The following is a 14,945-nucleotide window of genomic DNA, read 5'->3' as shown; positions in this document are numbered from 1 at the left end:
TGTGAAAAAGTATGTTTTGAAGTTCAAGTGCTAGGTTTAATTTTCGTGATAAGTTGAGCAGATCTATGCACCTGTATAACTGAAAGCAGCCCAGTGAAAGGAATGTGCGAAATAATTAGGGGGTAAGACGACAAGTCTTTGAAAGAGATCCGGATAGGTGAACTGGAAATATTGAGCTTTCTGCTGGCTAGTAGTGTCGCGAATCCAGATTTGGGCTTGGCAAAGAGCATGATCAATTGGTAAGTTTTCTTTTCGCCATAGGTCATAGAAGCGTGCCAAGAGGATCATAGTGCTGAGTTCGGAGACAGCCCATAAAGAGGCAATGACACCTGCGACACCTACTTGGAGCAGTCCGGCAGGAAGGCTAATAGCCTCGTCGGTATTAGCAATGTCATACAGCACGCTGTGTAGTACACCAGAAAGTCCGGTTTCACAAGCAGAAAGGATAGCAAGACGGATACCAGTTTTTTCGCTCAGGTTTAGTGCAAGAATATCCTTGAGCGTAAGTTTGCCGTCACTCATTTGAAGACAGATACTATCAAGAGGAGAAAAACCTTCTGTAAGCTCTTGAGTTTCGGGATCTGTCATCTCTGCCTCAGTTGGATAAGCTTGACCGTGGCAGGAGAAGTGAACAATTGTTGCTCGTAAGAGGTTTGACAACACAGTCTCTTGAGTTGCATTGGCATGACGAAGAACGATGTGCTGCTCAAAATGGGAAACAGCTCCTTGCACCTCCCATTCAGAGTAAGCTAGGTCTTGAGTAGGATTATCGATTGCCAAAATCACGTTGGGCTGAACACACTCAACGATTCCTTGAGCCGTAGTAAGTGATTTGGCATTGGGAGTATAGGTAAAGTGAATTTCATCTAGGGCATAACGACGACCACTAGGGCTTTTCGCATTTTCAGTCCAAGCAGCATGAAATGGGAAGAAACTCCATACTCCAGAAGGGATGAGAACAGCATGGCTTAAATTCTGGGCTTTAAGATGTTGAATCAGAGGTTCCATCAAAAGGTGCCAAAGTTGGTGGGTGCTTTGATCGATTGCTTCTAACCATATCGATTCATCAAGTTGTCTTTCCCCATAAGCCTTCAACCAAATCTTTAGAGTTTTGCCTAAAGCTTCGTGAGTATGGGCACTGAGCCACAAATCAGTGACTTTATGTGGAGTTACAGTGAGTACAAGAATTCCAGCACTGGTGCCTGTGATATATACAAGAGAGCGATCAGATTGAACAGCAGCATGAATATCAGTAAAGTCGGTCGGTTTGAGAAAATCAGCATAGCCTTCAACTTGACGAATTTGCTTGATAACAGTACCAAGACTTTGGTATAGCTGACGAGCTTGAAGACTGTGGGCTTCGGGAGTGAGGCTTTGGCGAACCTGATATTTTTCTTTAGCTGTCGTACCACTGGTAACATATTCCCTCTGCTGGGCTTCCAAGTTACGAATTTGGTGAGCGATTTCTCTATAGTGGCTATAGAGAGCAAAATTGAGTTGCTTGAGTTCTTCTAGATTGGTCCGATCCCGATCAATAATTTCGCTGAGTCCACGAGCGCGACTTCGTTCTAAAACTAGGGCGGCAGATCTCAGATGCCCGCAGTGAGCAAGCGCGTAGGCAGCGTAAGCGGGAAGATTACCTGTCTCAGAAATTTCAGTAGTCTTGCCATCTAAGAGAATACAGTTTTGGTAAAGACGTTCTGCTGCACGCAGCGCACGAGTGTAAGCCTTAGCGGATTTTAACCAGGCTTGCTTCTTAAAATGTAAGCTACCTAAACAACTTGCAGTTCGCCGACAATCGTTAGGAAAAGCTATCGGGGTGAACACCTTTAGTGCTTTTTCATAGGCAGCAATTGCCTGTGCAAGATTGTCAGCTTTCTCCTCCTGGATTCTGTTCTCATAGGCAACTGCCAAGTGATACTGTGTCATTGCCCACTTTTCTGGGAAAGCCCCACGAGTAAAAACTTGCAGCGCCTGCTTATAAAGCGTAATTGAGTGTTCCAGATTTTCAGCCTTCTCACCTTGGACACGGGACAGATAGGTGTTCGCTAAATTCATCTGCACCATAGCCCATTGCTCCGGGAAAGCTTCATAAGTGAAGACTTGTATGGCTTTACCAGAAATGGTAATCGCTTGTTCAATATTATTGGATCTTTCTCCTTGAATTCGTTCTCCATAAATGCTTGCTAAGTTCATTTGCACCATAGCCCATTGCTCTGGGAAAGTCTCGTAGGTGTAGACTCGCAACGCCTGTTCAGAGTAAATAATCGCTTGTTCCAGATTCTTAGCTTTCTTCCCTCGAATGCGGTATAAATAGGCAGCAGCCAGGTTCATTTGCGTCCTTGCCCACTGTTCTGGAAAAGTCTCACGAGTATAAACTTCTTGAAGTAAGAGTTCAAAGTAAGCGATTGCTTGTTCAAAATTGTCAGATCGCTCTCCTTGGATGCGATACAGGTAAGCAGTAGCTAAATTATTCTGCGCCGTTGCCCATCGTTCCGGAAAAGCTTGGTGTGAGTAGACTTGCAATGCCTGCTTAGAGAAGATTATTGATAGTTCCAAATTTTCAGCCCTATATCCCTGAATGCGGAACACATAGGCATTAGCTAAATTAATTTGTATCATTGCCCACTGTTCTGGAAAAGCCTCATGCGTACAGACTTGCAGTGCCTGTTCAGAGTAAGCGATCGATTGTTCAAGATTACCAGAGCGCTCTCCTCGGATGCGGTATAAGTAAGCAGCAGCTAGATTATTTTTCGTCTTTGCCCACTGTTCTGGAAAACCTTCACGAGTAAAAACTTGCAGTGCCTGCTTAGAGTAGGCGATCGATAGTTCCAAGTTATCGGCTCGTTCCCCTCGAATGCGCCATATATATGAATAGGCTAAGTTCATTTGTGACATTGCCCACTTCTCTGGGAAAGCTTCACAGGTGTAGACTTGCAGAGTTTGCTCAAGCACAGCGATTGCTTGATCTAGGTTATTAGCCTTCTCCCCTCGAATACGTTCCACATAAGCAACAGCAAGGTTCCCCTGCAAGGCTGCCCATTTTTCTGAAGAAGTCTCACGGGTGCAAACTTGCAACGTCTGTTCTGAGATCATGATTGATTTTTCTAAATTCTCCGCTTTTTCTCCTTGGATGCGAGACATATAGGCAGCAGCGAGGTTAACTTGTGTTTCGACCCACTCTTCTTGCAATGCTTCACGAGTCCTGACTTGCAAGGCACATTCATATAAGGCGATCGCGGTTTCAATGTTATTTGCTCGTTCCCCTCGAATACGATCTACATACGCAAGACCAAGACCATTCAAAGTTGTAGCCCATTCCTCCGGAGAGGCTTCACGGGTTCTAACTTGAAGAGCTAGTTCGTATTTTGCGATCGCCATTTCCAGATTATCTGCTCGTTCCCCTCGAATTCGTTCAGAGTAGGTAAATCCTAAATTGCACTGAATTCTTGCCCACTGTCGTGGAAAAGCCTCACAGGTATAAACTTGTAGGGCTTGTTGATAGGCAGTGATTTCCATTTCCAGATTATCTGCCCGTTCACCTTTGATGCGCTTACCATAAGTATGAGCAAGGTCATCTTGTATTCCAGCCCACTCTTCCGGGAAAGCTTCACGGGTAAAAACTTGTAATGCTAAGTGAAAACTAGCGACTGCGTATTCTAGGTTTTCTGCTCGTTCACCAAGAATTCGATCCTCATAAGCGTATCCTAATTTACATTGTGTTTCAGCCCAAATTCCTGGAAATTCTTCACGGGTAAAAACTTGTAATGCTGCATAGTAAGCACTGATAGTTTGTTCGAGATTATCAGACTTATCTCCTTGAATGCGATTTTCATAAGCGACTGCCAAGTAAATCTTTGTCAACGCCCAATCGATTGGAAAGGTATCGTGTTCATAAATCTGTAATGCTCCTTCATATAAACTGATAGCGGTCTCTATATTGTTAGCCTTTTCACCTTGAATACGTTGTCGTTCGTAGATTTTTCCTAGATTAAAGTGTATTCGTGCCCAAATCTTTGGAAAAGCATCAGACGTACAGACTTGTAATGCCTTTTCATAGGCAGCGATGGCGTATTCAATATTGCTAGCTTCTTCACCCTGAACACGTTTCTCATAGGCAGATGCCAAATTATATTGTGTCGTTGCCCACTGTTCTGGAACAGTCTCAAGAGTTTGAATCCGTAATGCTTGCTCATACGCAGTAATTGCAATCTCAAGATTCAGCCAATGAAACCCTTCGGAAAACCCTGCGATTAATTGTCCAAATATGGATAGGTTATGTGCAGTGGAGTCGGGGCTTTTTGTCGTATCTCCGTATAATTGAGATGCTACTTGGGGTAAAGCTTCTAGCAAGTTTGGATTCAAGTGCGCTACCTGCTGGGACCACACTGGATAGATTTGCTGTGGAGCATCTTGGTTGTCTGCGATCATCTGAAACGTTTCTAGCAAAAACTGTCGAGTGGATTCTGAGGCTTGCGGTACGAATTGCTTCAAGCCTAGTGTCTCTGCCAACTGTGCTGCAAATTCTTTCAACCACTGGGCATTCTCGCTCCCCTGACTTTCCAAATGCACCGCAACCTGCTCCATTGCCGCCAGCAACCTAGCATCAACTAAGTCTGGGTGATTTTGCAGGATGTTTGCTTCCTCTCCTTCATGACAATTCAGCAGTTGTTCAATTAATGCCCCATACGCCTGCATCCGTTGCTCATCCACCATACTCTACCCCTCTAATCAACCCAGCCTTGTTGTAGAAACTCCTTACATCGAAAACTCTTTCTCAAAACACAAGACATCAGCTCAAGAATCTATGCCCTTCAATAAAGAGCTAACGGTGCTTGTCAACCTCGTCTATACATTGAATGAAATGCGCGATCGCATCTTTGGCTTGTTCGAGTACCTCTAACTGGCTAGACGAGAGTGAATTTTCACGGGCAGATTGCTGTAATTCATCAACCCGCAGCATGAATTCAAGCATTTGAAGTAAGTAGCGGAGATGATAGCTGGATAGTCCCGCAACCTCCGAAGCTCCCGAAATTGCTTGATTTAGGGCAAGGTAGAGGGACTGTGTGAGGTTGTTGGTACCTTGCTCAATGATGTCGCTGAAGGCGGTTGGCTCGACGTTCCGCTTCTTGGCGGTGAATTCTGAGGAACTGAGTTGAGAGTGCTGCTCCAGATCATCCACCCGATCGCGACCACGATGACCGCGACTAGAATTCCGAGCAACAGAGTTTTTTTTTGCGATCCCAACTCCGTTCTGTTACTTGCTGAAGTAGAGACTTCTACCCAAGTTTGAGACTCAATTCGATTAGACAGCCCCCGCCACACTTGAAATCTCTCTAGTGCCTCCTGTGATTTGAGTGTAGTAACCACGACTAGAATTTGATTATCCAAATCATGCGGAAGACTAAACTGTGACAGTTCTAGAGCTAGATCAGCTCTTAATTCGATATTGTTCTTCCCATATTTAAAATAAGCAGAAGTTGCGGGTTTAACACCAACCTCTAAGTGATCAACTAAATGACGAAGCTGTTCAAAATCGACCTCAAACCCGTATTGACCACCGATACCAATCGCCTTGTCAATGTCTGCTGCTAATTCGCCCCGAAGTGCCCGAACAGTAATTGCTCGAAAAAGCTGCTCGATTTCGGGTTTTTCTTCCGAAACCCAAGCAACAGAATTCCTAATCTGTCGGCGCATAAAATCGCTGCGTTCCTCCCGACTTTCCAGTGCTGTCACTAATAGCAGCAAATATTTACCAGAACGCGCCAAAATAATCGATGGCTTTTGACTTTCAATTAATTCCTCAACCTTGAGGTCTTTCAGCAAAGGAGGAATACTCGGACTCTGGCTGCTCTTGCGAACTTCTAGCCAGCGATAATCGTGTTCCTGAGATCTACCACGACTTTGAACGTAAATAATCATATTTTCTCTCACTGAATATTCAGCCACTTTTCGCCTTTGAGAATGGCAAATCCACTGGTTGTTTTGCAGCCCCGTGCAAATTCATCGACAGCTTTTTTCAAATGCGCGTCTAAGCTGAGCCAATTACGAAGAAAATTAAAAAATCCCCAATTGCGCTGATCCAGATGCAGCTTGAGCAAAAATCTCATCAGATACCGTAGCGGTTGTTCGCTGTCTTTCGGACTATATTTAGCATCATGCTTTGTTTTACGAAAGTAGAAGTGCGGAGTACCATCTGCATCTGGCTCAATTCGCGTCACGATTACACTTCCCACCGTCTGAACCGGAGTAATCACACTTACAATCCAAGGACTCAGCTTCTCAGAGTCAAAATGTTCGATTAAGTTGGCGTAGCCGGATTTAACTTGATTTAATAGTTCGCTCGCTGTCTTTTCGTCCTTAAGATACTTTTCACACTTCACGGGTGCAAAAATAATTAGCCTCGGCGAGTCCAAATCTTGATAAGCCGCATTGAATAGGTCTTTCATCTGCTGTGGGCGGTTGACCTTCTCATGATATTTACCCTTTTCTTCCATCAGCGCTGGGGCATCGATCGCAATCATAACTGCAACTGATTTCTTCAGAATCTCTTTAACAAAGTTTTTCTCTTCAGGTGTTGCCTCTACTTGATGGTAGCCACCAGGATAATCTCGAAAGTTTAACTGTAATGAAGGCTTCTCTCCTTTTTTGCCCAAGCCAAATTTGAATGATCGTAGCGACTCTGGTCCCGCGATTGCCTCAGTGCCTCCAATCCCAACTCTTCCTCTAGCTTCAAACACATCAAGTAAGCTTTTCAGGTCTACTAGTCGATCCTGCAAAATTGCTGAGCTGTCTTCGTCTGGTGTAAGTTGCAGATTGGTGACACCAATATTTTTCTCGAACTGTTCATACATTGCAGTTAAGAGCGTTGTCTTTCCGACACCACTCGGACCCAACATGGTGATTTGAAGTTCTTGCATTTCTACTCTTCTCAATCAATAAATCTGAACTGTTCAATTTGATTTGCTGTCGCGACTCGTTCTACCGTTTCTAGCCAGACTCGACGAGTTCGGCTTCGTTCTCCTAACTCTTGAAATTGTTCGCTCCAAACATCAGAGCGTACATCTTCTAAAAAAATCCGCCATTCTGTTTGAGCATTTTTAGAGCGTAAGACTCGATCGACAAACTCTTCAACGATCGCGAAGGCAGCTTGGCTTGGCTCAGCTAGCAAGTCGTCAAGGGCAGTTCGGCACCGATACACCGCCTCCGCATGTAGCGACGAGAGACAGCTTAATACTTCCTCAGCAGACGGCGAAGCAGAAAGCTGAAGTTGAGTCGTATCCGGAGTCAGATCATCAAGGTGTTGACGAATTCGGTGCTGAATCAAACCTCGGTAAGACAAGTCAAACGAAGCCAAAATCTCAAAGCCTAACTTGATTTGGCTAGAGGAACCCGAAATTAAATGTTCGGGAATTTGGTCAGCAATTGCGCTAAGAAATTCAGCAGAGCGGAATTGAGTGAGTTCTCCCAATTGCCCTTGACTAATCAGCACGTCGGCAACTTGAGATTTGACTCGTATCAGTCCCTGTTTGAGGGCTTCATCAACTACGAGAAAATGCTGTGACAGATGGGCACGAACCTCATTCAAATATTCATAGTAAGCATTGGGGTAGCCACCAATTCGATTTCGTCGCGTCTCGATATCTTCAATTGTGGGTAATCCCGTATCTGCTCGACACGCAACAAGTGCAACTTCTACTTGTTGCTGAAAGTCTAAATCCGGTTGATCTCGCTGATCTTTCAACGCTTTTAACAACCCTTCTAACCCGGTTGTGAGTTGATCCCAAAGCTGCTGAAACAGGGTTTCAAACAACGGAAACCAATTCGTTTTGTAATTAGCGTGATCGATTGCTTGCTGTGCTTTCTTAAGTTCCGAAGCGATCTCCTTTTGCAGTTGAAATAAGCGTTCCTGGCAGGATGCTGCATACTGCTGATCGAGCCGTGCAATATTCTTAGCCATGTACTGAAGCACAGAATCGAGTAGGGCGCTAGTTTCAGTGCGATCAGCGCAGTTTGCAATCATTTGCTGAATCACCTTGATGTGTTTCTCACCCAGACTCTCCGCCAGATCTTTACAGTTATTCTGATTGTCGCCATTTTTAGAATCTGGATTGGTGCGGTTGAGAACCAGAAAAGACCATTCTTCAATTGGCAATGCGGTTAGGGCATCTCGCGCTATGTCGTAGAGACGGACATCAACATCCGCCCAGTAATCTCCCGACGACTTGGGCATTCGCACAAATAGAACAACATCTACGTCTTGCCCTAGTGTCTGAACCAGACGAGATTCATCTCCGACTCCCGTATCTCCCAACCCTGGCATATCTACTAGCGCAATTTTCCCTACCTCTTCATGCGGAAACTTGCAGGTAATCTTAACTTCTTGAACTGCTAGGTAATTAAAGAAGATGCGTTGTCCATCAGGCGTGTCTTGAGCAACGTATTCTCGGATCTCGTTTCTCGAAATTTGTTTTGGAGAAGCGTTTAACAGATGACGATAACTTTCAATGTGAACATGGTACCGCTTGAGATGCTCATACATGGCTCCAGGTTCAGCGTAAGCAGAAAGTTCGCGTGGGAGTTCTGGTAAAAGACCGTTTGCAAAAGTATTGAGAGAAAATGGCTTAGACCCTAAACGAAGTTTCTCGTAGTAAGGCGCGATCACGCCGTTTAGAAAAGATTCCTCGGAGTGAAACCAGACCTCGCCATACGTTTCGAGTACAGGATTGTGATGAATTGTACTGCGAACGCCCGTGCAATGTTGACGATCGCCATCAGGAATCTCATCGGTTGTCAACCCACTCAGACTTTGAAGCAATCGGCTTTTGCCTTGCCTCGCTCGTCCAATGACACCAATATTAAGAGTCTGGCGAGAAAATCGCAGTCTGAGTTTGCTCAATGCCTGTATCTCAGCCGTAATGTGAAGTTGTATTGGCGCAGTATTGACTTCGCTTAGCCGTCCATAAACTTCTGGGTCATCCACTTTTTGAGCCAGTTCACTACACTGATTCTGCAAAGATTGCAGCACTTCAGAAAAGGTTTTGAGATGATGCTCAACTGCCCCTATTCTCTGTGCAAGTGGACTACGTTTTTCGATGATTGCAGCGATTTGAGCTGTCTTCTCCATATTGCGTCCCGCTGGATTACACGGCACTCTATGACTTCCCTCTGAAATAATTCAGTATTCAGTACATAATGCTCCTCAATTGTATTACCCTAATTTCCGTATTTTCATATAAAACTATAATTAAACCTTAACAAAAAAGCTACAGTTCACTTGTTCTTAAGCTGCATAGCTTTAGGCAGCAAGCACGTTTAGAGTGAGACCTAAAGGTGATATTGAAACAACTCGCAGGATTGCGTCTCAATTTTGACAATTATCCTTTCATCAGATTCAAACTTACTTTTCGTTTTGCCTCAAACTGAATTTCATGTTCTGGATGTCAAAGCTTTTAATTGTGATTGCTTGGGGGATTGGCTTACTAATCTATCGGTGAAACCTTTTTCTGTTCACCCTTTACTCGCTAAGCGGCTTGACAGATTAGAACTCGATGATTTGGCTAGAAAAGCGGTCGCTGAAAAAAAGCCGAAAACCTTGCCATGCAGGATCAGGAACGAGTGGTTTTTAGGAGTACCGCTGTAATCAAGTAAAATTATCCAATGCCGCAGATACCGCTCTCCATTAATTCTCAAAAAATGCCCTTGCCTTCTGGCGATGTTCACTTGTGAGCGCACTGCCGATCGTCGCGAGTGCTAATGCAATTACAGAAGCATCATCTGTAAAGCCCAAGCCCACGATAACATCAGGGATTGTATCCATAGGAGCGAGAAAATAGGTCAAAGCGCCTGCAATTGTTAATTTAACCTCGATCCGGGTGTTAGGATCGATCATGCAGAAGTACATCGCGACAGCATCGCTGGTAAAAGGTATTATGCCGACAAATTGGCGAACCTGATTCAGAAAGTCATTCATCCCAAGTCTCCAAGCCTAACATCTAGTATTATTCGTGACCAGACATAGAAGTCGCTATGTCGGAAAACCGAAGCTTAAAGGGTGGGCGATTCCGACAGTCAAAATATTGTTTAAGGAGAAAAATAGCAAATATGATTAAGGAAGGGTGGGCGAAGGGAATCAGCGAAGGAGGCAGTGTATCTCAAGTGAAGGTTATCGAAGAAATCTAGTGAACGCTTAAATCAATCCAGTTCACACAAGCCGTTTTTCAATTCAAGAACTTTGCAACAGAACTAATAGGGCTACGGATACCACTCACCCATAAAGACAAACGCGCCAAGTGTGAAATGATTTTTTCCGATCCTGAACTGCTCGAAGCTCTAGCGATCGAATTGGGGCACCCTGGCACACTCCCAAGCGAGCGAGTGATTGCTGATTATTTCGGAGTATTCGCGCCGCTAATTGGGGATGTCCGCGCAGAGTTTGAGGCGAAAGGCACTGTAAATATTTCTGGTGAGTGAGTCGATCGCAGAGGTCGATCGCTCGAAACTGGCAATATCGGGAAGAAAGGCGTAAAACGTCCGAGTGGCACAACTCAGAGCAGCGATGTTACTCCTGAAGATGACGATAAAAACCTGTAGCAAACAATCCGCCGAACACACCGGAAAAGACGAAATTGCACCCAGATTCACCGATAGCAGCATTTGATCAGAACGTTCTTCAGCAAACTTGCAAGATTTGGAAATCTAGAGCAGCAATTTTAAAAATGGTAGGAGATACGGTTAAAAAAATTGCAGAGATAAAGAACTGGGGGCAATTTCAGCCCCACTCTCCTATTTTTCACTTCCATCAAACACAAAGACAATTCCCTGGTTGCCTCCTCTAAACTCAATTCTGCCGGGAAACTTGAGCGCGATCGCGGTGAGGGCAACGACTCCTGTAACGAGAATTGAAATTGTGATAGGGCGTGAAAGTTTGGCAAAAGCAGAAATCTGTTTTCTTGATGAAGAAGGAAGGTTACTCATATGGACTCCTAAGAGATTGAATTTCATGCTTCTAGCATCCCTCGAAAATCCTAGAAGCTTCTCCAGAAAAGGATTTTATAGATTTCTCTTTAGCCTGATGTATGACTATTTTTATTCATAACTAACTTATGCCCAAGTTTTGATTGGTTTAAGATTGCTGAGAGAGAACGGTAAGACGATGAAGCCTCCAGCCAAACGTGAAAGGATAAAGGTTACAGCCTCAGTCAAAGGAGTCGAGCGATCGAGAAAAGCTTTGGCTCGATTGGGCTTTGACTCAATCAGTAACTTCGCCAAGGCTCAACTGATGGGTAAAAGTACAGTTGATAAGTTTTTCAATCAGCAGTCCATTCAACTCTCCTCATTCAAGAGAATTTGTGAGGGTTTGATGATAGAAGATTGGAGAAGTATTGCAGAGTTAGAACCTATTATTAAGCAGCGATCGCTAGAAGATCCTGAGCAAGTAATCAACCCAGGCGCTGCCATAGCTGTAAATCAGTCGATAAGTATAAAATCGTCTGCTAGCCGCCAAATTACCGTTACTAACAGAGAGAACGGAGAGATCAAAGCAGTTATTGTTCTAGAGGGTGACATTGCCTCTATTAAAAGTGATTCTGAATGGACGTTTGAAGTTCTCCTGAAACAGTACGGAGGACATGACATCCGATTAGGAGAAATTCAGGCGGGCAGCATCAGAGTTACGATTCAAGGCTCTCCAGGAAATGTCGCAAAGCTGATAGATCGAATTACATCAGGAGAACTGACCGAGATAAATGGGTTTCCAGTTGAAGATATCCAAATTTTGACTCCAGAGTTTCTGGAAGAGTCTGAGGGAGAGAGTTCTGATGGAAAATGGGATTTGATCCAAGAGATTGTCAGTCACCCAACTCCGCAACGTCAATTGAGAGAAGTGGATTTAAGTGATGCTGACCTAAGTGATGCTGACCTAAGTGGTGCTAATCTCCAGAATGCCAACTTAAATGGTACTGACCTAGGTTGTACTGACCTAAGTGGTGCTGACCTAAGTGGTGCTGACCTAAGTGGTGCTGACCTAAGTGATGCAAACTTTATCAGCACCCTCGACTGTGACTTCGACCGTGACTTCACCCTCGCCCGCGTCAGCGCCAGCGCCCTCGACTTCATCCTCGCCCATGACTTCGCCCATGACTTCGACCGTGACTTCGACCGTGACCTCGACCTCGCCCGCGACTTCATCCATGACCTAGCCCTCGACCGCGCCAACGCCATTGACTTCGCCCGCGACTTCGCCAACGCCATTGACCTCGCCCTTATCCGCACCAACGCCCTTATCCGCACCCTTATCCGCACCCTCGCTACCACCAACGCCCTTATCCGCACCAACGCCCGCACCCTCGGCTTCGACCTCACCGATGCCCTTATCCGCATCCAAGCCCTCAGCCGCGCCCTCAACCGCGCCCACACCCACGTCACCAACCTCACTAGTGTCCGTAACCGCGCCAGCACCCTTGCCATCACCCTTGCCAGCGCCAGCACCTTCGTCTACCTCGACCCCCTCGATTGCAAAAGAATCAACTTGAGTAACGCTAACCTCAGTAGTGCTAATCTCAGCGGTGTTAACCTCAGTGGTATCGACCTCAGCACCACCAATCTCAGCGGTGCAATCGTACAAAACACCCGGTTTGGCAAAGGCATCGGACTCACTAAAGACGAAAAACTCGACCTGAAACGGCGAGGTGCAATTTTCAATGACTCTACAAGCGATCACGAATTCATCTCCAGATAGCAATTCTTGGTCTGCTGATTTCCCTGAGCTAATACCAATTCGATCAATTAATGCAACATATGGAACAATTGTCGTCTCACCGAGAACCCCTAGTAGAGACGATTCGGCGAATCGTCTCTACGTCGTCGGGTGAACGCAGGATGTGTTGCACTGTTTTTTCAAATTGGTATAATACCGATTCTGATCATTTGATGCAACACATCGAACAATCGTCATTTCACCGCGAAACCTGGGCAGAGACGATTCGCGTGGGCAGAGACGATTCGGCGAATCGTCTCTGCGACATCGGGCAAACGCGGGATTTGTCGCATTGATTTTTCCAATTGGTATAAGAGGAACGATCGCACTCTCAACCCACTAGAGAAAAAGGGCATTGCAGCCCCCTTAAATTTCATAATTGGAATATGGCAACGATTCTGGCAAAAAGGGGCACTTGCTCATTTTTTTGAGCATTTTTACAGATCAACAAGCTTTTTAGGAAGACAGCGATCGTTCAATCGGGCGATATACTTGCCAATGGGTTTAATTTCCGGCAGTTGGAGGAATTCTTCGAGGGTGAGCGACTTGATCGGAATCTGTCCCACGACGGTTAAGGCGGAAATCGTTTGCCTCGCCTCCACTATTTTACTTTTTCTCGCCACTTGTGGGCGGTGTGAACTGAAGCCGATTAGACTGAGATCCCCGGAAAAGGTACTCGGTTACTTCCAAGCCCATTGCTTTTTCTTCTGCGGGATGGGCGGGTAAGGGGAGGCGGAGCGATTGGTAAAGGGAAGTGCGATAGAGGTCAAAGACGGATTCGATCAGGTCGCCGTAGACGATCGCACCATCGAGAATCCAGCAGTAGGCAAAGAAAGCAGATGCGATCGCGCAAGGAATTGCCCACCATGTCCAGATTGTCCAGACTAGAAAGAGAATACTCCATGTCCAAATTCGCACGCCGTTGTTGAGTTCAGTGCGGGCATCTTGCAGTTCTTTTCTGGCGCTGTCGGGCATGAGGAGCCAGAGACGCGACCAGCAAATGATGGCATCGAGTCCGTAGCGATCGTAGGGACGGCGCTCGGCGGCGCGGAGAATGTTGCCGAGACGAGTGGGCATGAAGTCGTCGTCGAGACTGGGGAATTGACGGAGGGCACGATCGAGCCTGACGTATTCGGCGCGATCGAGGGCAGAAAGTTGGTGCTGGTTATATTTCTCGTGTAGTTTCTTCCATCGGTTTAAGAGGTTTTTTCGACGCTTAATTTGGGATTGGGTCATGCGATCAAGGATGGGTCGCCCTAAATTGCGAATGCCCGGATACCAATAGCCTTCGAGTCCGCGTAGCACTTCGGTATCAAAGCGTTGGACGACAAAGGCAGAGATGAGAACGATCGCGAGAATGCCGACTTGGAGCGGCTCAAATTTGGCATCGGAAATCATTGGGCAATCGATTGCCAACTGTAGCGGTCAGTATAAGCGAGAATACCGCCGATCCAGAAGACAAACGCGGGTGCAAATAGATTAGCAATTCATTGTTCGGCAAGTTTAGCCCCGAACCCTTCCAAGAACTTTGCGGACATGGGAAGGCACTGAATGAGTGGTGGCTGGGCAGGGATGAGCAGAGCAGTGAGTTGGGAATCGAGGTTGGCGGCGATGTCAGAGGGTAGGAGTTTGGGGAGTTTGGGCTGGATGGCTTGGGCAATTTGGCGAATTTGGTCTAGGGTAACCATGGGATGAGTCGATTGAGAAGGTGGCAGCTATTCGGTTTCGTCGGTGTCGGGGAGGGCTTCTAAGGCATCTGAGATAAGGGTTTGGAAGTCTTCGCCACAATGGATATGCATGTGAATGGCGGAAGTGAGCAGTTCAGCGAGGATGGTAGCTTGTTGGTTAGGGGTTAGATTAGGCAGTTGGAGTTGGTTGAGCAGGGTAACGACTTTTTGACATTCACTACCGAGTTCACGGGTCAGTGTATTAAGGGTGCTGTTGCTGACGGCGATCGGGCGTTCTGTGATTTGCATGGTTAGTTTCCCAGTTGTTTTTGGCTTGCTGAATGCCTTTTTCAAAAGCACAGATTTCTTTTTCTCAGTGGGCAATGAGTCCTTGGTCTGGAGATTCTTTCTCTAAATCTAAATCAGATTTTCTCCTGATGCTCTGTGATGCGTTGGGTTAGGCTCCGGATTGCTTTTCGGTGGTTTTTCTTGCCCATGAAGTGTTGTTTTCTCTCTTCTCC

General features: G+C 45.8%; 13 protein-coding genes. 2 read left to right on the top strand and 11 right to left on the bottom strand.

Annotated features, from left to right (window positions below; genetic code table 11):
• Positions 1–63: 63 nt before the first annotated feature.
• The 6 genes from ACQ4M5_RS32160 to ACQ4M5_RS32135 all read right to left on the bottom strand — a co-directional run bounded on the left by ACQ4M5_RS32160 (position 64) and on the right by ACQ4M5_RS32135 (position 9,973).
• Positions 64–4,716, bottom strand: a complete 4,653-nt coding sequence (locus ACQ4M5_RS32160; protein ID WP_430679891.1) for a CHAT domain-containing protein — start codon at positions 4,714–4,716, stop codon at positions 64–66.
• Positions 4,717–4,825: 109 nt separating this feature from the next.
• Positions 4,826–4,963, bottom strand: coding sequence for a hypothetical protein (locus ACQ4M5_RS32155; protein WP_430679890.1), 138 nt, complete (start codon positions 4,961–4,963; stop codon positions 4,826–4,828).
• A gap of 80 nt (positions 4,964–5,043) precedes the next feature.
• Positions 5,044–5,922, bottom strand: coding sequence for a hypothetical protein (locus ACQ4M5_RS32150; protein ID WP_430679889.1), 879 nt, complete (start codon positions 5,920–5,922; stop codon positions 5,044–5,046).
• Between the two features lie 8 nt (positions 5,923–5,930).
• The gene (locus tag ACQ4M5_RS32145; RefSeq protein WP_430679888.1) at positions 5,931–6,920 is read right to left on the bottom strand and encodes a hypothetical protein; all 990 of its coding nucleotides are present in this window, start codon (positions 6,918–6,920) and stop codon (positions 5,931–5,933) included.
• Between the two features lie 11 nt (positions 6,921–6,931).
• Positions 6,932–9,127, bottom strand: coding sequence for a GTPase domain-containing protein (locus ACQ4M5_RS32140; protein ID WP_430679887.1), 2,196 nt, complete (start codon positions 9,125–9,127; stop codon positions 6,932–6,934).
• A 555-nt stretch (positions 9,128–9,682) separates the two neighbouring features.
• Positions 9,683–9,973 (bottom strand): YkvA family protein, encoded by a 291-nt coding sequence (locus tag ACQ4M5_RS32135; protein WP_430679886.1) that lies wholly within the window; start codon positions 9,971–9,973, stop codon positions 9,683–9,685.
• 326 nt (positions 9,974–10,299) lie between these two features.
• On the opposite strand from ACQ4M5_RS32135, the gene ACQ4M5_RS32130 reads away from it, so the two are divergent.
• Complete coding sequence (locus tag ACQ4M5_RS32130) at positions 10,300–10,473, top strand: hypothetical protein (RefSeq protein WP_430679885.1); 174 nt, start codon at positions 10,300–10,302, stop codon at positions 10,471–10,473.
• Positions 10,474–10,785: 312 nt separating this feature from the next.
• Here ACQ4M5_RS32130 and ACQ4M5_RS32125 read toward each other — a convergent pair whose 3' ends face one another.
• A complete protein-coding gene (locus ACQ4M5_RS32125) occupies positions 10,786–10,977 on the bottom strand; it encodes a hypothetical protein (RefSeq protein WP_430679884.1) in 192 nt (63 codons plus the stop codon).
• A 178-nt stretch (positions 10,978–11,155) separates the two neighbouring features.
• Here ACQ4M5_RS32125 and ACQ4M5_RS32120 point away from each other — a divergent pair, with 178 nt between their 5' ends.
• Positions 11,156–12,739: a pentapeptide repeat-containing protein gene (locus ACQ4M5_RS32120; RefSeq protein ID WP_430679883.1), complete on the top strand. Its 1,584-nt coding sequence runs from the start codon at positions 11,156–11,158 to the stop codon at positions 12,737–12,739.
• Between the two features lie 455 nt (positions 12,740–13,194).
• Here ACQ4M5_RS32120 and ACQ4M5_RS32115 read toward each other — a convergent pair whose 3' ends face one another.
• From ACQ4M5_RS32115 to ACQ4M5_RS32100, 4 genes are all read right to left on the bottom strand, one after another.
• On the bottom strand, positions 13,195–13,359 hold the full coding sequence (locus ACQ4M5_RS32115; RefSeq protein ID WP_430679882.1) for a hypothetical protein: 165 nt from the start codon (positions 13,357–13,359) through the stop codon (positions 13,195–13,197).
• A gap of 4 nt (positions 13,360–13,363) precedes the next feature.
• Positions 13,364–14,155, bottom strand: coding sequence for a hypothetical protein (locus ACQ4M5_RS32110; RefSeq protein WP_430679881.1), 792 nt, complete (start codon positions 14,153–14,155; stop codon positions 13,364–13,366).
• Between the two features lie 89 nt (positions 14,156–14,244).
• Positions 14,245–14,445 carry a hypothetical protein gene (locus ACQ4M5_RS32105; RefSeq protein WP_430679880.1) on the bottom strand — a complete coding sequence of 67 codons (201 nt, stop codon included), beginning with the start codon at positions 14,443–14,445 and terminating at the stop codon, positions 14,245–14,247.
• Positions 14,446–14,472: 27 nt separating this feature from the next.
• On the bottom strand, positions 14,473–14,733 hold the full coding sequence (locus tag ACQ4M5_RS32100) for a hypothetical protein (protein ID WP_430679879.1): 261 nt from the start codon (positions 14,731–14,733) through the stop codon (positions 14,473–14,475).
• Positions 14,734–14,945: the final 212 nt, after the last annotated feature.

It is taken from the genome of Leptolyngbya sp. AN10, assembly GCF_050565645.1.
GTDB lineage: Bacteria > Cyanobacteriota > Cyanobacteriia > Leptolyngbyales > Leptolyngbyaceae > Leptolyngbya.
The sequence above is the reverse complement of the archived record's forward strand: the minus strand, read 5'-3'. Positions and strand labels throughout refer to the sequence as shown.

What these genes read in the sequence shown, in the direction of transcription:
- ACQ4M5_RS32160 (WP_430679891.1), bottom strand. Translation starts at nt 4,716, where the DNA reads ATGGTGGATGAGCAACGGATGCAGGCGTATGGGGCATTAATTGAACAA.
- ACQ4M5_RS32100 (WP_430679879.1), bottom strand. Translation starts at nt 14,733, where the DNA reads ATGCAAATCACAGAACGCCCGATCGCCGTCAGCAACAGCACCCTTAAT.
- ACQ4M5_RS32140 (WP_430679887.1), bottom strand. Translation starts at nt 9,127, where the DNA reads ATGGAGAAGACAGCTCAAATCGCTGCAATCATCGAAAAACGTAGTCCA.
- ACQ4M5_RS32110 (WP_430679881.1), bottom strand. Translation starts at nt 14,155, where the DNA reads ATGATTTCCGATGCCAAATTTGAGCCGCTCCAAGTCGGCATTCTCGCG.
- ACQ4M5_RS32130 (WP_430679885.1), top strand. Translation starts at nt 10,300, where the DNA reads ATGATTTTTTCCGATCCTGAACTGCTCGAAGCTCTAGCGATCGAATTG.
- ACQ4M5_RS32150 (WP_430679889.1), bottom strand. Translation starts at nt 5,922, where the DNA reads ATGATTATTTACGTTCAAAGTCGTGGTAGATCTCAGGAACACGATTAT.
- ACQ4M5_RS32120 (WP_430679883.1), top strand. Translation starts at nt 11,156, where the DNA reads ATGAAGCCTCCAGCCAAACGTGAAAGGATAAAGGTTACAGCCTCAGTC.
- ACQ4M5_RS32145 (WP_430679888.1), bottom strand. Translation starts at nt 6,920, where the DNA reads ATGCAAGAACTTCAAATCACCATGTTGGGTCCGAGTGGTGTCGGAAAG.
- ACQ4M5_RS32125 (WP_430679884.1), bottom strand. Translation starts at nt 10,977, where the DNA reads ATGAGTAACCTTCCTTCTTCATCAAGAAAACAGATTTCTGCTTTTGCC.
- ACQ4M5_RS32105 (WP_430679880.1), bottom strand. Translation starts at nt 14,445, where the DNA reads ATGGTTACCCTAGACCAAATTCGCCAAATTGCCCAAGCCATCCAGCCC.
- ACQ4M5_RS32135 (WP_430679886.1), bottom strand. Translation starts at nt 9,973, where the DNA reads ATGAATGACTTTCTGAATCAGGTTCGCCAATTTGTCGGCATAATACCT.
- ACQ4M5_RS32155 (WP_430679890.1), bottom strand. Translation starts at nt 4,963, where the DNA reads ATGCTGCGGGTTGATGAATTACAGCAATCTGCCCGTGAAAATTCACTC.